The organism is Amycolatopsis sp. NPDC006131, assembly GCF_040614175.1.
Taxonomy (GTDB): domain Bacteria; phylum Actinomycetota; class Actinomycetes; order Mycobacteriales; family Pseudonocardiaceae; genus Amycolatopsis_E; species Amycolatopsis_E tucumanensis.
Map to the genome: position 1 here is coordinate 1 of NZ_JBEXTX010000080.1, position 19,360 is coordinate 19,360.

Annotated in this window: 17 protein-coding genes; 14 read left to right on the forward strand and 3 right to left on the reverse strand. The window is 71.8% G+C overall.

Annotation, left to right across the window (positions count from 1 at the left end; translation table 11 throughout):
* Positions 1 to 109 precede the first annotated feature (109 nt).
* Together prcB and prcA are read left to right on the forward strand one after the other, a co-directional pair.
* Positions 110 to 970 (forward strand): proteasome subunit beta, encoded by an 861-nt coding sequence (prcB, locus tag ABZ215_RS31110; protein ID WP_020422791.1) that lies wholly within the window; start codon positions 110 to 112, stop codon positions 968 to 970.
* Between the two features lie 57 nt (positions 971 to 1,027).
* On the forward strand, positions 1,028 to 1,780 hold the full coding sequence (gene prcA / locus ABZ215_RS31115; protein ID WP_027936582.1) for a proteasome subunit alpha: 753 nt from the start codon (positions 1,028 to 1,030) through the stop codon (positions 1,778 to 1,780).
* 637 nt (positions 1,781 to 2,417) lie between these two features.
* On the opposite strand, the gene ABZ215_RS31120 is transcribed toward prcA, so the two are convergent.
* Positions 2,418 to 3,215 (reverse strand): pentapeptide repeat-containing protein, encoded by a 798-nt coding sequence (locus tag ABZ215_RS31120; protein ID WP_354953678.1) that lies wholly within the window; start codon positions 3,213 to 3,215, stop codon positions 2,418 to 2,420.
* A gap of 181 nt (positions 3,216 to 3,396) precedes the next feature.
* Here ABZ215_RS31120 and pafA point away from each other — a divergent pair, with 181 nt between their 5' ends.
* Both pafA and ABZ215_RS31130 read left to right on the forward strand, forming a co-directional pair.
* Complete coding sequence (gene pafA / locus ABZ215_RS31125) at positions 3,397 to 4,755, forward strand: Pup--protein ligase (protein WP_020417824.1); 1,359 nt, start codon at positions 3,397 to 3,399, stop codon at positions 4,753 to 4,755.
* Positions 4,752 to 5,528, forward strand: coding sequence for a DUF1684 domain-containing protein (locus ABZ215_RS31130; RefSeq protein ID WP_354953680.1), 777 nt, complete (start codon positions 4,752 to 4,754; stop codon positions 5,526 to 5,528). The genes pafA and ABZ215_RS31130 overlap by 4 nt, the downstream gene beginning before the upstream one ends.
* 324 nt (positions 5,529 to 5,852) lie before the next feature.
* On the opposite strand, the gene ABZ215_RS31135 is transcribed toward ABZ215_RS31130, so the two are convergent.
* Positions 5,853 to 8,027 carry an MMPL family transporter gene (locus ABZ215_RS31135; protein ID WP_354953682.1) on the reverse strand — a complete coding sequence of 725 codons (2,175 nt, stop codon included), beginning with the start codon at positions 8,025 to 8,027 and terminating at the stop codon, positions 5,853 to 5,855.
* Positions 8,028 to 8,108: 81 nt separating this feature from the next.
* Here ABZ215_RS31135 and ABZ215_RS31140 point away from each other — a divergent pair, with 81 nt between their 5' ends.
* A complete protein-coding gene (locus ABZ215_RS31140; RefSeq protein WP_354711287.1) occupies positions 8,109 to 8,792 on the forward strand; it encodes a TetR/AcrR family transcriptional regulator in 684 nt (227 codons plus the stop codon).
* A 6-nt stretch (positions 8,793 to 8,798) separates the two neighbouring features.
* Here ABZ215_RS31140 and ABZ215_RS31145 read toward each other — a convergent pair whose 3' ends face one another.
* Complete coding sequence (locus ABZ215_RS31145) at positions 8,799 to 10,064, reverse strand: hypothetical protein (RefSeq protein WP_354953684.1); 1,266 nt, start codon at positions 10,062 to 10,064, stop codon at positions 8,799 to 8,801.
* Positions 10,065 to 10,250: 186 nt separating this feature from the next.
* Between ABZ215_RS31145 and ABZ215_RS31150 the strand changes: the two genes are divergently transcribed.
* The 9 genes from ABZ215_RS31150 to ABZ215_RS31190 all read left to right on the forward strand — a co-directional run bounded on the left by ABZ215_RS31150 (position 10,251) and on the right by ABZ215_RS31190 (position 19,352).
* The gene (locus tag ABZ215_RS31150; protein ID WP_237334937.1) at positions 10,251 to 11,231 is read left to right on the forward strand and encodes a WYL domain-containing protein; all 981 of its coding nucleotides are present in this window, start codon (positions 10,251 to 10,253) and stop codon (positions 11,229 to 11,231) included.
* On the forward strand, positions 11,228 to 12,208 hold the full coding sequence (locus tag ABZ215_RS31155) for a YafY family protein (RefSeq protein ID WP_354953686.1): 981 nt from the start codon (positions 11,228 to 11,230) through the stop codon (positions 12,206 to 12,208). Before ABZ215_RS31150 ends, ABZ215_RS31155 begins: the two co-directional genes overlap by 4 nt.
* A 9-nt stretch (positions 12,209 to 12,217) precedes the next feature.
* Positions 12,218 to 12,463, forward strand: a complete 246-nt coding sequence (locus tag ABZ215_RS31160) for a bacteriophage holin (protein ID WP_237334936.1) — start codon at positions 12,218 to 12,220, stop codon at positions 12,461 to 12,463.
* On the forward strand, positions 12,463 to 12,780 hold the full coding sequence (gene tatA, locus ABZ215_RS31165; RefSeq protein ID WP_020417831.1) for a Sec-independent protein translocase subunit TatA: 318 nt from the start codon (positions 12,463 to 12,465) through the stop codon (positions 12,778 to 12,780). The genes ABZ215_RS31160 and tatA overlap by 1 nt, the downstream gene beginning before the upstream one ends.
* A gap of 19 nt (positions 12,781 to 12,799) precedes the next feature.
* Positions 12,800 to 13,744: a twin-arginine translocase subunit TatC gene (gene tatC, locus ABZ215_RS31170; protein ID WP_020417832.1), complete on the forward strand. Its 945-nt coding sequence runs from the start codon at positions 12,800 to 12,802 to the stop codon at positions 13,742 to 13,744.
* Between the two features lie 16 nt (positions 13,745 to 13,760).
* Positions 13,761 to 14,618 carry a diacylglycerol kinase family protein gene (locus tag ABZ215_RS31175; protein WP_237334934.1) on the forward strand — a complete coding sequence of 286 codons (858 nt, stop codon included), beginning with the start codon at positions 13,761 to 13,763 and terminating at the stop codon, positions 14,616 to 14,618.
* A gap of 46 nt (positions 14,619 to 14,664) precedes the next feature.
* Positions 14,665 to 17,415: a DEAD/DEAH box helicase gene (locus ABZ215_RS31180; RefSeq protein ID WP_354953688.1), complete on the forward strand. Its 2,751-nt coding sequence runs from the start codon at positions 14,665 to 14,667 to the stop codon at positions 17,413 to 17,415.
* A 64-nt stretch (positions 17,416 to 17,479) separates the two neighbouring features.
* Positions 17,480 to 18,112, forward strand: coding sequence for a DUF4333 domain-containing protein (locus ABZ215_RS31185; protein ID WP_237334932.1), 633 nt, complete (start codon positions 17,480 to 17,482; stop codon positions 18,110 to 18,112).
* A gap of 40 nt (positions 18,113 to 18,152) precedes the next feature.
* A complete protein-coding gene (locus ABZ215_RS31190) occupies positions 18,153 to 19,352 on the forward strand; it encodes a GNAT family N-acetyltransferase (RefSeq protein WP_354953690.1) in 1,200 nt (399 codons plus the stop codon).
* Positions 19,353 to 19,360: the final 8 nt, after the last annotated feature.

The window sequence follows — 19,360 nt, forward strand, 5'->3', positions numbered from 1 at the left end:
ATTATTTTTTTTTTTTATATATACGTTTTTAATTTACTTGTATGCAGAAGGGGGGGGTTCAGCCCCGCCCCCACCCGCCACACTTCGTCGATGGGAACCACGAGCACGTATGGAACACACCTCGGGCCCCACGGGCTCCGCGCTGCCCGCTGCCTTCTTCTCGAGCACGACGTCGTCGTTCGCCGAGTTCCTCCGCATGCAGGCGCCTGACCTGCTGCCGGGCCGACGGCAGCTGCCCAATTCCGGTGCGGGTGAGCTGGACGCGCCGCACGGCACCACGATCGTGGCCGTGTCGTTCTCCGGTGGCGTGCTGATCGCCGGTGACCGGCGGGCGACGTCGGGGAACCTGATCGCGTCGCGGGACATGGAGAAGGTGCACGTCACCGACGGTTACTCCGCGGTGGGCATCGCGGGCAGCGCCGGGATCGCGCTGGAGCTGGTGCGGCTCTACGCGGTCGAGCTGGCGCACTACGAGAAGATCGAGGGCGTTCCGCTGTCGCTGGACGGCAAGACGAACAAGCTCGCCACCATGGTGAAGGGCAACCTGGACGTGGCGATGGCGGGCCTGGCGGCGCTGCCGTTGTTCGTCGGCTACGACATCGAGGCCGACGACCCGAAGCGGGCCGGGCGGATCGTGTCCTACGACGTGACCGGTGGCCGGTACGAGGAGCGCGCGGGCTACCACGCGATCGGGTCGGGGTCGCTGTTCGCGAAGTCGGCGCTGAAGAAGCTGTACGACCCGGAGGCCGACGAGGAGACCGCGGTGCGCACCGCGGTGGAGTCGCTGTACGACGCGGCCGACGACGACAGCGCGACGGGCGGGCCGGACCTGGTGCGCCGGATCTTCCCGACGCTGGTGACGATCACCGCCGAGCGCGGCGCGGTGCGGCTGCCGGACGAGCAGGCCGCCGCGGTGGCGGAGGCGGTCGTCGCGGGCCGGGCCGAGCAGGCCAGCCACGGCCGCACCTGATCCGCGCGGTCGCCGTAGCCGAACTTCCCTTCCTTCGAGCATTCTTGGAGCCTCACCGTGACGATGCCGCTGTACGCCTCTCCTGAGCAGTTGATGCGTGAGCGCTCGGAGCTCGCGCGCAAGGGCATCGCGCGCGGCCGGAGCGTGGTCGTGCTGAAGTACCGCAGCGGTGTGCTGTTCGTGGCGGAGAACCCGTCGACGACGCTGCACAAGATCTCCGAGATCTACGACCGGATCGGGTTCGCCGCGGTCGGCCGGTACAGCGAGTACGAGAACCTGCGGGTCGCCGGCATCCGGCACGCGGACCTGAAGGGTTACCAGTACGACCGCCGGGACGTGACGGCGCGTGCGCTGGCGAACGCCTACGCGGCGACGCTGGGCAGCATCTTCACCGAGCAGCTGAAGCCGTACGAGGTGGAGCTGTGCGTGGCCGAGGTTGGGTCGGTGCCGGAGGAGGACCAGCTGTTCCGGCTGACCTACGACGGTTCGATCTTCGACGAGCCGCGGTACGTCGTGACCGGTGGGCAGACCGAGCCAGTGGCGAACAAGCTGAAGGAGATCTACGAGGACGGCCTGGAGCTGCGGGACGCGCTGAAGGTCGCGCTGGACGCGCTGCGGGCGGTCAGCAACAACGGGGACAGTGCGCCGTTGAAGCTGGAGGTCGCGGTGCTGGACCGGGAGCGGCCGGGGCGCAAGTTCCGGCGGATCCAGGGTGCGGCGCTGGACGCCTTGCTGCCGGAGCAGCCGGCCGAGTCCGCCGGGGAGGCGGAGGAGAAGCCGGAGGACGGCGAGACGCCGCCGGCGAGCTGAGCTTGGGTGAGAGGCCCTCGGACTTCGGTCCGGGGGCCTTTTCGCGTTTCCGGGTGGTGGGGCCCGCGCGGTGTCGCTGGGAGGGCCGGGAGTGTGTGGGCATCGGGGATGAGGCCCGCGGTGTCGGGTGGACGCCACTGGTCATGGCGGCCGTGCAGGCGCGGCTTTCCCGGTGCCGGGTGGGGTGGGCTGGCTGCTCCGGAGCCGGGGGCGTTGGGGCGGTGCAGGCGCGGTTTCCCCCGGCGCCAGGCGCGTTGGGAGCGGTGCGGGCTCGGTTTCGCCGGTGCCGGGGGCGGTGGGGCGGTGCAAGTTCGGCTTTCCCGGGTTCTGGGGCGGCGTGGCTCGGTTTCGCCGGTGCCGGGCGTGTTGGGGTGGTGCAAGCTCGGTTTCCCCGGGTGCGGGGCGGGCTGGGGGCGGCGTGGGCCGGCTTTCCCGGGCGCCGGGTGCGGTGGGCGGCGCAGGCTCCATTTCCCCGGGCGTCGGCGGCGTTGGTGCGGTACAGGCTCGCTTTCCCCATGCCGGGGCGCCCGGGCGGCGTGGGCTCCGCTTCTCCGCCGCCCGGAGGCGGCCGGGGCCGCCCCAGCCGCGATGCCGCGCAGCGCGGTGAAGGGCGGCGCGCTGGGTGCGATGGAGCCGGTCAGGGGCGCCAGTGGGAGGGCCGGTCGAGGCCTTCCGGCAGGCGGGTCGTGCCGTCGCCCTGGGCGGCGTTCACCTGGGCCTGCGTGAGGAAGAGGCTGCCGGTCAGGTCGGCGCCCGCGAGGTTGGCCCCGCGGAAGTCCGCGCCGATCAGGTCGGCCTGGCGCAGGTCGGCGCGGCGGAGGTCCGCGCCGATGAGGTACGCGCCGCGCAGGTTGGCGGCCCGCAGGTCGGCGCCGCGGAGTTTCGCGCCGATCAGGTCGGCTCCGCGGCGGTTCTTGCCGCGCTTGCCGCGGGCCAGTTCGCTCGCGCACAGCAGCAGGGCGCTCACCTGCTCGCGGTGGCCGGCGACGTCGAGCCGGACCAGGTCCGCAGCGTTGCTCCCCGCCATGCGCTCGGTCTCCGCGAGCGCGGCCCGCAGGTCGTCGTGGACGGGGCGGGCCGCGGGCAGGGCCAGCGCCTGGGTGAGGTGGAAGAGCAGCTCGTGCAGTTGCCGCATCACCGGGAAGGCGGCGAACATGGCCTCGCGGGTCTCCGGCGCCTGGCGCCAGTCGCGGCCGCCGAAGGTCTCCTGGGAGATGCGCTGCCCGGCGCCGAAGCAGTCGAAGACGGTGCAGCCGGTGAAGCCCTCGTCGCGCAGGCGGGCGTGGATGCCGCAGCGGAAGTCGTCGAGCAGGTTGCGGCACGGGGTGCCGGCGTCCTTGTCCACCGCGAAGTCGGCGGAGGCGGCGAAGGGCAGCGCCACGCAGCACAGGCCGAAGCAGTTCGCGCAGTCGGCTCGCAGCGCGTTGCCGGTCACGGTTTCGGATCACCCCTGTCGCAGTCCGGAACGACTCTATCGGGTGGCCCGGACCACAACGTGGGAAACCCCTGGTGACAGCGGTGTCCCGGGCGTTCCGGCGCGTGGTGCGACGATCGCCCGGCGTGTCGCCGCCCGAACGGCGCACCGCGCCGGGGCCAAAAGCGCCTAGCATTGAGAGATGCAGCGGCGGATTTTTGGCATCGAGACCGAGTTCGGCGTCACCTGCACGTTCCACGGGCAGCGCCGGCTCTCGCCCGATGAGGTGGCGCGCTACCTGTTCCGGCGGGTCGTGTCGTGGGGGCGCTCGTCCAACGTCTTCCTGTCCAACGGCTCCCGGCTCTACCTGGACGTGGGATCGCACCCCGAGTACGCGACGGCCGAGTGCGACGACCTGGTGCAGCTCGTCACGCACGACAAGGCCGGTGAGCGGATCCTCGAGGACCTGCTGGTCGACGCGGAGCGGCGGCTGGCCGACGAGGGCATCGGCGGGGACATCTTCCTGTTCAAGAACAACACCGACTCGGCGGGCAACTCCTACGGCTGTCACGAGAACTACCTGGTGACGCGCGCGGGCGAGTTCTCGCGGATCGCGGACGTGCTGCTGCCGTTCCTGGTGACCCGTCAGCTGATCTGCGGCGCGGGCAAGGTGCTGCAGACGCCGCGGGGCGCGGTGTACTGCCTGTCGCAGCGGGCCGAGCACATCTGGGAGGGCGTCTCGAGCGCCACGACCCGGTCGCGGCCGATCATCAACACCCGGGACGAGCCGCACGCCGACGCCGAGCGGTACCGGCGGCTGCACGTCATCGTCGGTGACTCGAACATGGCGGAGCCGACGACGCTGCTGAAGATCGGCACGGCGAACCTGGTGCTCGAGATGATCGAGCAGGGTGTGCAGTTCCGGGACTTCACGCTGGACAACCCGATCCGGGCGATCCGGGAGATCAGCCACGATCTGACGGGGCGGCGCCCGGTGCGGCTGGCGGGCGGGCGGGAGGCCTCGGCGCTGGACATCCAGCGCGAGTACTACGGGCGCGCGGTGCAGCACGTGCAGGCCAACGACTCGGGCCCGACGGCGCAGCGGGTGGTGGAGCTGTGGGGCCGCGCGCTGGACGCGGTGGAGCAGCAGGACTTCAGCAAGATCGACACCGAGATCGACTGGGCGATCAAGCACCGGCTGGTGGAGCGGTACCGGGCGAAGCACAACCTGGACCTGTCCAGCCCGCGGGTGGCGCAGCTGGACCTGGCCTACCACGACATCCGGCGCGGGCGTGGCCTGTTCGACCTGTTGCAGCGCAAGGGGCTGGTGCGGCGGATCACCGACGACGGCGAGATCGAGCTGGCCAAGGACACGCCGCCGCAGACCACGCGCGCGAAGCTGCGGGGCGACTTCATCGCCGCCGCGCAGGCCGCCGGCCGGGACTTCACGGTCGACTGGGTGCACCTCAAGCTCAACGACCAGGCGCAGCGGACCGTGTTGTGCAAGGACCCGTTCCGCGCGGTGGACGAGCGCGTCGACCGGCTGATCAGCTCGCTGTGAGCGCGTTCGAGCAGGCGTGGCGGTCCTGGCACGCCGAGCGGGAGCGGGCGCTCGCCGAGCCGCACGGGTGGCTGAGCATCACGGCGCGGCACTGGCTGACGCCGGAGCCGCAGCGGTTCGACGGCATCCCGGGCACCTGGCGTCTCGACGGTGATGAGGCCGCGGTCGTGGTGGTGGATCCGGACGAGGACTTCGGGGTGTCCGGCACGACGCGGTTCGAGCTGGTCAACAGCGGTCCGGGCGAGATGGTCAAGGCCGGTGACCGGGTTGTCGAGGTGGCGCGGCGCAGCGGGTACCTGGTGCGGTTGCGGGACCCGGCGGCGCCGGTGCGGGCGGCGTTCCGCGGCGTGCCTGCCTACGAGCCGGATCCGGCGTGGGTGCTGCCCGGCCGGTTCGAGCCGTACGACGAGCCGCGGCCGGTGACCGTCGGGGCGGTCGTGGAAGGACTGTCGCATGTGTACTCCTCGCCCGGCGTGCTGCGGTTCGCGTACCGGGGCGAGGAGTTCGCGCTGACCGCGTTCAACGGCAAGGGCGGCGCGGCGTTCTCGGTGCTGTTCACGGACGCCACGTCGGGTGTGACGACGTACGCCGCGAACCGCAGCCTGTCGGTCGCCGAGCCGGACGCGGACGGGCGGGTGGAGCTGGACTTCAACCGGGCCGTGAACCTGCCGTGCGCGTTCATCGACCTCGCGACTTGCCCTCTGCCCCCACCGGAGAACCGGTTGCCGTTCCCGGTGGAGGCGGGCGAGCAGATCCCGTGGGAGCGCCAATAACGCACCGCCAGACCAGCCACTCGGCGAACAACCCGATGGGCTTGTCGAGCAGCCGGGCGTTCCCACCCTGCGCGAAGCCGAGCACGACCACGAGCACGATCGCGAGTCGCCGCTGGGTGGAGAACAGGTCGTCGAGGATCGCCCACTCAGTGCGGATGAACACCGTGCGGAGCGTCAGGGTGCTCACGATGAGCTGCACCGCGGATCACGGTGCTCGTCACGAAGTTCGGCTCCCGTACGTGCGCTGGGGCACCCCAGCCTTTGGCAGCGCCGCCAGGTCAGCTAGCCGACCTCAAAAGATCAGGAAACTCCTGTTCACCGCCCTCATCGCACCGCGGCGGGTTGTTTCGCCGTTTCGCTGACGCCGACCCGGTCGTGCAGGCGGCGTAGCGGTTCGGGTGCCCACCAGGCATAGCGGCCGAGCAGTCGCATGCCCGCGGGCAGCAGGACGCCACGTACCAGGGTGGCGTCGATGAGGATCGCCAGGCCGGTGCCGATGCCGAACATCTGGATGAAGCTCACGCCGCTGGTGCCGAAGGCGAACACGCTGACCGCGAGCAGCAGCGCGGCGGCCGAGACGATCCGCCCGGTGCGGGACAGCCCGTGCACCACCGCTTCGCGCGGGCCGAGCCCGTGGTCGTGGGCTTCCTTGATGCGGCTGACGACGAACACCTCGTAGTCCATGGACAGCCCGAACGCGATGCAGAACAGCAGCATCAGCATGCTGGTGTCCAGCGGCAGCGGGGTGAAGCCGAGGAACCCGGCGGCGAAGCCCTCCTGGAAGACCAGCACCATCACGCCCATCGTGGCGGACAGGCTGAGCAGGTTGAACAGCAGCGCGCGCAGCGGCTGCAGGACGCTGCCGGTGAACAGGAACAGCAGGATGAACGTGGTGACGGCGATCAGGCCGGCCGCCAGGGGGAGCCTGCTGCCGATGGCGTCCTTGCTGTCCACCAGCGCGGCCGCGTCGCCGCCGACCGCCACTTCGAGCCCGGGCGGGGCGGGCAGCGCGCGCACCTCGGCGACGACGGCTTCGGCTTCGGCGGACCGCGAGTCGGCGGTGGTGACGACGGACAGCTTCTGCGCGCCGGGCGCTCCGAGCGCCGGGTTCGCGGGGCCGTCGGCGCGGCCCTGGGTGAAGCCGCCCGCGCTGGAGGTCACGTGGGCGACGCCGTCCAGTTCGGACAACCGGCCGGCGTACCCGGCGATCGTGGCCTGGTCGGGTGTGCCGAGCGCGATGACCTCGATGGCGCGGCTGTCGTTGGCCGGGTAGGCCGCACGCAACTCGTCGCCGACGACGCGGCTGGACGCGGTTTCCGGTAGCACCCGCTCGTCGGGGGTGCCGAACTGGACGCCGAGCAGGGGAGTGGCGGCCGCGACGAGCACGGCGAGCACGGGGACGGCGGCCAGCGCGGGTCGTTTCATCGCGAAGGCGGCGACCCGGCCCCAGAACGCGGACACCGTGCTCGGGGTGCGGCCGCGCGCCCAGGGCAGGCGGCCGGAGTTGACCCGCGACCCGAGGACGGTCAGCAGCGCGGGCAGCACGACCACCGCGGCGACCATGGCGATCACGATGACGCCGATGCCGGCGTAGGCGAAGGAGCGCAGGAAGTACTGGGGGAACAGCAGCAGCGCGGCGAGTGCGACGGCGACGGTGGCGGCGCTGAAGCTGATCGTGCGCCCGGCGCTGGCCACGGTGCGGATCACGGCGGTCCGGGTGTCCGCGCCCGTGGCGAGTTCCTCCCGGAACCGGCTGACCATGAGCAGGGCGTAGTCGATGCCGAGGCCGAGCCCGAGCGCGGTGGTCAGGTTGATCGCGAACACCGACACGTCGGTCAGCGACCCGAACACCGACAGCTCGGCGAACGTGCCGAGAACCGCGATGCCGCCGACGACCAGCGGCAGCAGGGCGGCGACGACACTGCCGAAGACGAGGAACAGCAGCACGAGGATGATCGGCACGGCGATCATCTCGGCGATCAGCAGGTCGCGGCTGACCTGGTCGTTGATGTCGAGGCCGACGACCGCGCCGCCGCCCGCGGTCACGGTGACGGGGCCGTTTTCGCCCTGGTAGCGGTCCACGACGGCCTCGACCGCGTCGGCGTCGGTGTCGGCGGGCTGGGTGACGATCAGCGCGGAGCGGCCATCGTCGGCGCGCAGCGGCGGGGCGCCGGTCGCCCAGTAGGAGGTGACCGATTCCAGGGCGGGGTCGGCGGCGAGGCGTCCGGTCAGTTCGGCGCCCGCGGCGCGTGTTGCGGGGTCGTCGACGGTGCCGTCCCGGGCCTGGACGAGGAACAGCAGGTTGTCCTCGCCGCCGAAGTGCTGTTCGGCGAGGGCGCCGGCGCGGCTGGAGTCGGAGCCGGGGTCGTCGAACCCCTGGGACTGGAGTTTGCCGAACGCGGTCATGCCGAGGACGGCCGCGCCGGCGAGGAGGACGCCGGCGACGACGAGGACGAGCCGTGCGTGATCGGCGGCGAACCGGCCGAGCCGAGCGAACATGGGAACCCCTCGAATGTTGACGGGCGCAAACTTGGCACCCGTCAACTTGCCACCGATGTGCACGGGTGTCAACATCGGGCTGTGAGCTCCTCAGCGCCCGTTCGAACCGGCTACCACCATGGCGACCTCCGCAACGCCCTCATCCGGGCCGCCGCCGAACTCGCCCAGGCCGGCGGCCCGTCGTCGGTGACCATCCGGGCGGCCGCGCGGGCCGTCGGCGTCACCCCGACCGCCGCCTACCGGCACTTCGCCGGGCACGAGGAGCTGCTGGAGGCGGTCAAGACGCGCGCGATGGAACTGCTGACCGCGGCGATGAACGAGGCGCTGGACCGGCTGGACCCGGCCGACGACCCCGCCGAACGCGGGCTGAGCAGGCTGGCCGCGATCGGGCAGGGGTACTTCACGTTCGCGCTCGCCGAGCCCGGGTTGTTCCGCACCGCGTTCACCGGCGGGATCTCGCCGATGCCGCCGCTGGCCGACGTCGAGGAGTCCAACCCGTTCCGCAAGCTGGTCGACGCCATCGACGACCTGGCCGCCGCCGGTTACCTGCCCCCACGGCGCCGCCCGATGGCCGAGTTCGCCGCGTGGGCGTCCGTGCACGGCCTGGCGATGCTGCACCTGGACGGCCCGCTGGCGCCCACCTCGCGCGAGGCCCGCGAACTCGCGCTGGAGCGGACGATCGAGATCATCGCCGAGGGGCTGGGCGGGGTGGCGCTCCCGGAGCACCTGAGGAAGACACTGAGCCGCGTCGCCCGCGGCGGTTGAGACCCCTTAGGTGTGCCGGAACTTGTTCACGCGGTGCCACCGGTAGTACTCCTGGTTGGCCTCGCTGAAGGCCGAGCAGCGCTTGCCCCGGAGCTGGTCGATCAACGCCGCCAGGTGCTTGCCGTGGCGGTCCGGATCGGCCTCGACGGTGATGATCGTGCCCGAGTCGTCCACGCTGATGTAGCCGAGTTCGTACAGGTCGTCGCAGCCGAGCTTGCAGGCGAGCATGCCGATGTTGAGGAGGTCGCGCCGCTCGTCATCGCTCGCGATGCTCCGTTGCTTGATGTGCGCTGCGACCAACAGGTCGACGGGCATTTCTTCGCCGCACAGCGCGCATCGGGCGAGTTTGGCGTTTCCCACCAGGGTCCGGCGCAGTGCGAGCTGCTCGGTCCGGGTGGTCTTGATGACCTCTTTGTCGAGGTCCCCTTGCGGCGTGCGGGGAACCACGGCCGCGGAGCTGCCGGCCACGGGCGCTGCGGATCGCGCAGCCAATGCAATTGTCGGCGGATTGTCGCTGGTTACGGTTCCGGGCAGGTTGCTCAGCACGGCGCCGATAAAGGCGCTGCGGTAGCCGACAACCTCTGGTTGGCACGTGACCGCTCCCTTGTCGGCGAGTAGGTCCAGTGCGCGCTGCACATCTGCCACCGGCACGGATTGTCCCTCAGTCGACCGGTTGGTGGCGACGAGTGCGTTGCCACCCTCCACCTTGAGGATGGTGTTGGGTCTGCCGCTGATCGTGCGGAGCTCCTGTCCGATCAGACTCCGAAGCAGCACTTCCGCACCATTGGCGACCTCCGCCGGCACCGTCGACGCCTCGGTGAGGACCTGTTCGGGCAGCTGGGTGCGGAAGAGCTGCGCGAACCGGTTGAACCAGTCGACGTCGACGGGGTACAGGTAGCCCTGGTTCACCGTGCCCGCGGTGGTGAACATCTTCTGGACTTTGTCGGCCCGCATGTCGATCGGGATGTCGTCCCGGCGGATGGGCGTTGCGAGCTCGTACATGTCCACCGGCAGTTTCCAGCCGTGCTGCTCCCACAGGTCGTCGGGCAATGCATCGGGTCGGGGAGCGTCGCTCGCGTGGGAGGTGGCTCGGCTGACTGCGCGAATTGCGAGGTTGGCGTAGTGGATCACCACATCGCCGCGGCGGACCATGCTCATGCGGTGCCAGTGGGGAAACGTTCGCCCGGTCTTGTTGCGCTTCGGCGCCCACAGGAACCGACCCTCACGTTCCGCAACGTAACTCTGACTCTGATTCACCCACCAGTAGGTCACTCAAGTAGTGAATCAGGTAGTGATCACAGAACGGCGTCGCGCCCGACCGCGGTGAGTAGCTCCCTGAGCAACTGTTCGGCACCAAACCGCACCTCGCCGCGGCACGGGTGGGTATCTCGTGGACATCCTGGGCGCGCCGGGGTGGACCTCGGCGACTCGATCACCAGTGCGAGCTACTGTGGTCGGGTGTCCACCGCCCGCGCCGAGCGCCTGGTCAATCTGGTGCTCGCTCTGCTGTCGACCCGGCAGTACCTCACCGCTGACCGGATCCGCGGGATCGTGCCCGGATACGCCGACGCCGCGAGTGACGAGGCCTTCTCCCGCATGTTCGAGCGGGACAAGACCGAGCTGCGTGAACTGGGGATCCCGCTGGAGACCGGCCGCAACTCGGCCTTCGACCCGGCCGAGGGCTACCGCATCGCCCGCCGGGACTACGAGCTCGGCGAGATCGAGCTGGCCCCGGACGAGGCCGCGGCCGTCGGGCTCGCGGTCCGGCTCTGGGACTCGCCCGAGATGACCGGGCAGGCCCAGGGCGCGCTGGTCAAGCTGCGCGCCGCCGGGGTCGACGTCGACCACACCGAGCCGCCGGTCGTGGAGTCCCGCGTCCGCGCCGAACCGGCCTTCACCCCGCTGGTCGCCGCCGTGCAGGCCCGCCAGGCCGTCCAGTTCTCCTACCGCCGCTCCGGCTCCGCGGAACGCCTCACCCGCACCCTCGAACCGTGGGGTGTGGTGTCCTGGCGCGCCCGCTGGTACGTCGTGGGCCACGACCGCGACCGCGGCGCGCCGCGCTGCTTCCGGCTCTCCCGCATCGTCGGCGACGTGCGCACCGTCGGCCGCCCGGGGGAGGTCCAGCGCCCGGACAACGTCAACCTGCTGGAGCTGATCGCGGGCACCGGCGACCCCGACCCCTCGCCCGTCACCACCGCGAAGCTGTGGATCGCCGACCAGCGCGCCGCCGGGGTGCGCCGCCGGGCCCGCCTCACCGGGCGGCTCACCGTGGACGGCGTCGAGGGCGATCTCGCCGAGATCGACCTGTACTTCCCGGAGAGCGCCGCGGACTGGATCGCCGGGCACGGGCCCGACGTGCTGGTGCTCGAACCGGACGTGCTGGCCAAGGCGGTGCGCGGCCGCCTGGAGTCCGTGCTCCACCACGAGGTGCGCCGATGAGCGGCTCCACCGACCGGATGCCCCGGCTCCTCGCGCTCGTGCCCTACCTGCTCGCCCGCCCCGGCATCCGCATCGAGGACGCGGCCCGCGACTTCGGCGTCACCGCCCGCCAGCTGCGCCGCGACCTGGAACTGCTGTGGATGTGCGGGCTGCCCGGCTACGGCCCGGGCGACCTGATCGACCTCTCCTTCGAGGGCGACACCGTCACGGTCACCTTCGACGCGGGCATGAACCGCCCGCTGCGCCTCACCGGCGGGGAGGCCACCGCGCTGCTGGTCGCGTTGCGCGCGGTCGCCGAGACCCCCGGCGTGGTCGACACCGACGCGGTGCACCGCGCCATCGCCAAGATCGAGGCCGCCGCCGGGCAGGCCCAGCCCTCCGGCGTCGTGGTCGGGCTCGCCGTCCGGGAGGGCGAGAAGACCGCCGCCACCCGCCGCGTCGTGCAGAACGTGCTGCGCGCCGGGCGGGCGCTGCGGATCCGCTACTACACCGCCTCCCGCGACCAGATCACCGAGCGCACCGTCGACCCGATGCGGCTGCTGATCGTGCAGGCCGTCGGGTACCTGGAGGCCTGGTGCCGCCGCGCCGAGGGCGTCCGGCTGTTCCGGCTCGACCGCATCGACGAGGTCGAGGTCCTCGACGAGCGCGCCGCGCCACCCCCGACGGCGCGGCCCACCGACATCTCCGACGGGGTGTTCCGCGCCCGGCCCGGCCAGCCGGAGGCGCAGCTGGTGCTGGAACCGGACGCGCGCTGGGTCGCCGAGTACTACCCGTGCGAGGAGCTGGCCGAGCTCGACGGCGGGCGGCTGCGGGTGCGGATGCGCTACGGCGACGAGTCGTGGATGGTGCGGCTGGTGCTCGGGCTGGGCGGCGACGCGCGCGTGGAAAGCCCGCCCGAGCTGGCCGAAGCCGTCCGTAGCCGGGCCGCCGCCGCGCTGGAAAGGGCACGTCACCTCCCGGCCACCTTGGGCCAGTAGGGTGACGCCGTGTCGTACCTGCCGAGCATTGTGCTCGCCGCCGTGGGCCTCCTGGCTCTGATTCTTGTCCTGATCCGGACATTCGGGGTCTTGCGCCGCTTCCGCAAGGCATCGAGCATGGTTACGGCGAGTGTCACCGACCGCACCGGGCTGTTGACGGCCCGGACGGCCGGTCTGCGCGTCGCGCTCGAGCAACGGCGGCGTCCCGCCCCTGAGCAAGTAGAGTTGGTCACAAGCAAGGAAGGAGGCCACTGATGCTGAACGGGTTGCAGCCGTGGCACTTGATCATCCTGGTGCTCGTCGTGGTCCTGCTGTTCGGCGCGAAGCGCCTGCCGGATGCCGCGCGGTCCATCGGCAAGTCCATGAAGATCTTCAAGGCCGAGACCAAGGACCTCCGTGAGGACGGCAAGGCCGAGGAGCCCGACAAGAAGCAGATCACGGCCTCCGAGACGACGCCTTCCGCGGCGACCGCCGCCGACGACCAGGTCGCGCAGCTGCAGAAGCAGCTCGACGAGCTGAAGCGGCAGCAGGCGGCGGAGAAGGCCGACCAGGCTCACAAGCACGCCAGCTGAGGCGAGGACGGAGCCTGTCGTGGCGGACTCCGCCCCCAAGAGCCGGAGGGACCGGCGGCGCAAGCGCAGCCGCCGGCTCAACCCCGACGGCACGATGACGCTCATCGAGCACATCTACGAGTTCCGGCGCCGCCTGGGCTGGGCCCTGCTCGCCGTGCTCGCCGGCGGGATCTTCGGCTTCATCTGGTTCAACACCAGGATGGGCCCGGTCCCGTCACTCGGGTCGATCATCAACGACCCGTACTGCGCCATCCCGGCCGACCGGCGGCTCGGCAGCACCGAGGGCTGCTACCTGCTGCAGACGGTGCCGTTCGAGGCGTTCATGATCCAGCTGAAGGTCGGTCTCGCCGGGGGCGCGGTGCTGACCTCTCCGCTGTGGCTGTACCAGCTGTGGGCGTTCATCGCCCCCGGCCTGTACACCAAGGAGCGCAAGTACGCGCTCACCTTCGTCGGCTTCGCGAGCGTGCTGTTCGCCGGTGGCGCCGTCCTGGCCTACCTGCTCATCCCGCACGCCCTGCAGCTGCTGATGGGCTTCGGCAGCGACTTCTTCATCACCGGCCTCACCGGCGACAAGTACATCTCGTTCGTGCTGTCGCTGCTGATCATCTTCGGGGTCAGCTTCGAGCTGCCGCTGCTGCTGGTGATGCTGAACTTCGTGGGCGTGCTCAAGTACGCCCAGCTGAAGCGGTGGCGCCGCGGGATCATCATGGCGGTGTTCGTCTTCGCCGCGTTCGCCACGCCCGGGTCGGACCCGTTCTCGATGATCGCCCTGGCCGGCGCGCTGACCGTGCTCGCCGAGCTGGCCATCCAGATCGCGCGGGTGCACGACAAGCGCAAGTACCGCGGCAGCGAGAGCGAGGAGTGGGCCGGCCTGTCCGACGACGAGGCCGCGCCGTTCGACTACACCCCGAGCAGCATCGACGACGACGCGCCCGCCAAGCCCAAGACCGAGGACGTGACCTAACCGGTCTGCCTCGCCCATGGGTATCCGTGCGGCCCTGGCCGTCCACCCCGACACCGGCCGCGGTGCGGCGGCCAGGATCGCCGGCACCGTGGCCGCTCGTCTGCGCGCCGGGGTGGACCGGCTGGAGCTGCTCGGCGCCGCGGCCCCGGACAGCCTCCCGGACGGGCTCGACGCCCTGGTCGTCCTCGGCGGCGACGGGGCCGTGCACCACGCCGTCCAGTACTGCGCCGCCACCGGCACCCCGCTCGGGATCATCCCCGCGGGCACCGGCAACGACCTCGCCCGCGGGCTCGGCATCCCCCTCGACCCGCTGCGCGCCACCGACGCCGTCGTGACCGCGCTGCGGGAACGCCGCCACCGCGCCGTCGACCTCGGCCACCTCGACGGCGCCTGGTTCGCCACCGTCCTGTGCACCGGCTTCGACGCCGCCGTCAACGCCCGCGCCGCCCGCCTGCGCTGGCCCGCCGGCCCGCGCCGCTACGACGTCGCCGTGCTCGCCGAACTCGCCGCGTTCCGGGCACGCCCGGTCACCCTCACCACCGACGGCGAACCCCACCACCTCGACGCCACCCTCGTCGCCGTCGGCAACACCCCCTACTACGGCGCCGGCATGCGGATCTGCCCGCACGCCGACCCCGGAGACGGGCTCTTCGACATCACCGTCGTCGGCCACGCCACCCGCGCCGACCTGCTGCGGATCATGCCCGGCCTGCGCCACGGCCGGCACCTGCGCCACCCCGCGGTGCGCACCCTGCGCGCCCGCGAGGTCCGCATCGAGGCCACCTCCTGGCCCCTCTGCGCCGACGGCGAGATGCTCCCCGGCGGCCCGGTCACCGCCCGCTGCGCCCGCGGCGCGCTCACCATCCTGGGCTGACACCCACCGCATGCGTCCCGCACACCGCATGTGACACCCTGACAAGGTGGCCCCTCGCCCTTCCGTGTCGCCGGCCGAGGCCTACCAGGCTTCCAAGCGCCGCGCCCAGTACCCCCAGCTGACCCGCTTCGCCGACGAGGCGGAGTTCGGCTTCGACGACTTCCAGATCCGCGGCTGCCGCGCGCTGGAGGACGGCCACGGCGTGCTCGTGTGCGCGCCGACCGGCGCGGGCAAGACCGTGGTCGGCGAGTTCGCCGTGCACCTCGCGCTCGCCGAGGGCCGCAAGTGCTTCTACACCACGCCCATCAAGGCGCTGTCCAACCAGAAGTACGGCGACCTCGTGCAGCGCTACGGCGCCGGCACCGTCGGGCTGCTCACCGGGGACACCGCGATCAACGGCAACGCCCAGATCGTCGTGATGACCACCGAGGTCCTGCGCAACATGCTCTACGCGGGCTCCTCGGCCATCGACGACCTCGGCTACGTCGTGATGGACGAGATCCACTACCTCGCCGACCGGTTCCGCGGCGCGGTGTGGGAAGAGGTCATCCTGCACCTGCCCGAGTACGTGCGGGTCGTGGGCCTGTCCGCCACCGTCAGCAACGCCGAGGAGTTCGGCGAATGGCTGGTGACGGTTCGCGGCGACACCACGGTCGTGGTCGACGAGCACCGGCCCGTGCCGCTGTGGCAGCACATGATGGTCGGCAACCGGCTGCTCGACCTGTTCGCCGACGACGGCTCCGACGGCGAGCTGCGCATGAACCCCGGCCTGCTGCGGCGCGTGGAAGAGGTCGGCCGCATGCACGCCCCCGCAGCGCTGCGGCGCGGCCGGGGCGGGCGCACCTACTCGCGCGGCCCCCGGTTCCGGCCGCCGTCCCGGGTGGACATGATCACCCGCCTGGACGCCGCCGGGCTGCTCCCGGCGATCGTGTTCATCTTCTCCCGCGCCGGCTGCGACGCCGCCGTGAGCCAGGTGACCCGCTCCGGGCTGCGCCTGAACACCCCCGAAGAAGCCGCCGAGGTGCGCCGCATCGTCGACACGCGCACCAAGGACCTGCCCGAAGGCGACCTGGGCGTGCTCGGCTACTGGGAATGGCGCGAGGCGCTGGAGAACGGCATCGCCGGGCACCACGCCGGGCTGCTGCCCGCGTTCAAGGAAACCGTCGAGGAACTGTTCGTGCGCGGCCTGGTCAAGGTCGTGTTCGCCACCGAAACCCTCGCGCTGGGCATCAACATGCCCGCCCGCACCGTGGTGCTCGAACGGCTGGTCAAGTACAACGGCGAGGCCCACGTCGACCTCACCCCGGGCGAGTACACGCAGCTCACCGGCCGCGCCGGTCGCCGCGGCATCGACGTCGAGGGCCACGCCGTCGTGGTGTGGCAGCCCGGGGTCGACCCGAAGGCCGTCGCCGGACTGGCCTCGACCCGCACCTACCCGCTGCGCTCGTCGTTCCGGCCCGGCTACAACATGGCGATCAACCTGGTCGCCCAGCTCGGCCACGAACAGGCCCGCGAGCTGCTGGAACAGTCCTTCGCCCAGTTCCAGGCCGACCGCTCGGTCGTCGGGCTGTCCCGCCGCATCGAGAAGAACCGCGAGGCGCTCAAGGGCTACGCCGAGGCCGTCAGCGGCGACTTCGACGCGATGCTCGACTACGTGCAGCTGCGCAAGAAAATCTCCGACCGGGAGAAGGCGCTGGCCAGGCAGAACACCGCCGCCCGCCGCGCCGACACCGCGGTGTCACTGGAGAAGCTGCGCAAGGGCGACGTCATCGCCGTCCCCGCCGGGCGGCGCGCCGGGCTGGCCGTGGTGATCGACCCCGGTCTGGACCCCGTGCGCGAGCCGCGCCCGGTCGTGGTGACCGAGGACCGGTGGTCCGGACCGCTGTCGCTGTCGGACTTCTCCGCGCCCGTGGAGCCGCTGGGCCGGATCAAACTGCCCAAGCACGTCGAACTGCGCTCGCCCAAGACCCGCCGCGACATCGCCTCGCACCTGCGCGACTCCGGGATTTCCCTGCCCGGCCGCCAGAAACGGCGATCGGGGGCCAATGAGGACGGTGAGCTGGCCGCGCTGCGCCGCGCCCTGCGCGCCCACCCCTGCCACGGGCTCGCCGAACGCGAGGCCAACATCCGCTGGGTCGAGCGCTACCACCGGCTCGCCGGGGAAACCGAGCAGCTGGAACGACGCGTCGCCGCCACCACCCACTCGCTCGCGCGGGCGTTCGACCGCATCCGGGCGCTGCTGGCCGAACGCGGCTACCTCGCCGAGGGCGAAGACCGCGTCACCGAGCACGGCGCCCGCCTGGCCCGCCTCTACAGCGAATCCGACCTGCTGGCCGCCGAGTGCATCCGCCACGGCGTCTGGGAAGGACTGACCCCGCCCGAGCTCGCCGCCGTCGTCTCCACGCTCGTGTTCGAGGCCCGGCGCGACTCGCCCGGCGAGCCGCGGCTGCCCGCCGGGGGCGTGCCCAAGGCGTGGCAGGAGACCGCCAAGATCTGGACCGACCTCGCCGAGGACGAACGCCGCCACCGCCTCGACCGCACCCGCGAACCCGACGCCGGGTTCGCCTGGCCGGTGTACCGGTGGGCCCGCGGCGAATCCCTCGAAAAGGTGCTCACCGCCGCCGACGCCAACGGGCAGGAACTGTCCGCGGGTGACTTCGTGCGCTGGTCCCGGCAGGTCGTCGACCTGCTCGACCAGATCAAGACGGTCCTCGGCAAGGCCGACCCGGTCGGTGACGCCGCCGCGCAGGCCGTCAAGGCGCTGCGGCGCGGGGTCGTCGCGGCGGGTGCCGAGTAGCGCGGCCCACCCTGCGTTGTGGTTGGATCGCGCTGAGCGAGGACGATCAGGGGAGGCCGGCAGCATGAGCACGCCCTACGGCGGCACCGACCCGCAGCAGCAGTGGAGCCAGCCCGGGTACGGGCAGCAACCCGGCCAGCCGCAGCAGTACGCCCAGCAACCCCAGTACGGGCAGCCGCCGGGCTACGGCCAGCAGCCGGGCCAGTTCCAGCCCGCACAGCCCCAACCTGGACAGCCCCAGTACGGGCAGCAGTACCCGGGCCAGGCCGCGCCCCAGCACGCCGGACAGCAGTACGCCGGACAGCAGCACCCGCCCCAGCAGTACCCGGGACAGCAGCACGGCGCGCCCGGCGGCTACGGGCAGCAGCAGCCGGCGAAGAAGGGCGGCAAGGGCCTGCTGATCGGGCTGGGCGCGGCGGTCGTGGTGGTGGCCGCGTTCTGCGTCACCGCGTTCCTCGCGCCCGGGTTCCTCAAGACCACCGTGCTGAGCCAGAGCGCGGTGCAGGACGGCGTCAAGCAGGTCCTCATCGGCAACTACCAGCTCACCCAGGTCGGCGACGTGCAGTGCCCCGCCGACCAGGAGGTCAAGTCCGGAGCCACCTTCGACTGCTCCGCCGTCGTCAACGGCCAGGGCAAGACCGTCACCGTGACCATCAAGGACGACGCCGCCAACTACGAAGTCGCCTACCCCCGGTAATTGGCTGGCGTGCGGCCGCACCGTCGGGAACGATCGCGTCGTGAGTGACTACACCGTCCGCACGCTGCGGCCCGACGAACACCGCGCCGCCGTCGACCTGTTCCGGTCCACCCTCCACGTCGCCGCCACCACCGACGAGACGTGGAGGATCGTCGAACGCGCGCAGCAACCCGGCCGCACCCTGGGCGCCTTCGACACCGAGCTGATCGGCACCGCCCGCTCGTTCGACGCCGAGATCACCCTGCCCGGCGGCGCCCGCGCCGGCGCAGCGGGAGTCACCGGTGTCGGTGTCCGTCCCGACCGGACCCGCCGGGGCGTCCTCACCGAGCTCATGCGCGCCCAGCTCGCCGACATCGCCTCCCGCGGCCTGCCCTTCGCCGCGCTGCGCGCCAGTGAAGGCGTCATCTACAACCGCTTCGGCTACGGCGTCACCACGCGCAGCCGCGGCTACGAGATCGACCGCCGCCGCGCCGCGCTCCGCCCCGACGTCCCAGCGAGCGGCCAGGTCGAGCTGTGGCCGCTGGACACCGCGCTGGAGCAGCTGCCCGGCCTGTACGCGGCACTGCCGCACACCCGCCCCGGCATGATGACCCGCCCGCCGTACTGGTGGCCGGGCTGGGAACGGCACGCCCGCGAAGCCACCAGCCCCGTCCTGACCGCCGTCCACCACGGCGAAGACGGCCCCGACGGCTACGTCGTCTACAGCGTCGAACGCAAGCACTGGAACGACCCGGCGGTGCTGCAGGTCATCAGCCTGCACACCGGCACCGACGAGGCGTTCAACGGGCTGTGGCGCTACCTGCTCGGCGTCGACCTCGTCGACACCCTGCGCGCCGACGAACGCCCGGTCGACGAGCCGGTCGAGCTGCTGTTCACCGACATCCGCGCGGTGAAGGACACCGGCGGCGGGGACGAGCTGTGGCTGCGGCTGGTCGACGTGCCCGCCGCGCTCGGCGCCCGCGCCTATGAGGGTGAGCCGGTCGTGCTGGAGGTCGTGGACCCGGTGCTGGAAGCCAACTCCGGGCGCTACCACGTGTCCCCGGACGGTGCCCGCCGCACCGACGCCGCCGCCGACCTGCGGCTCGGGGTGGACGCGCTGGCCATGGTCTACCTCGGCGCGTGGCGGCCCTCGCAACTGGCCGCGGCCGGGCGGATCCAGCCGGCGGACCCCGCGGCGCTGGGGCGGGCCGACCGGCTCTTCGCCACGCCCGTGCCCGCGTGGTGTGGTACACACTTCTGAGAAGCTCG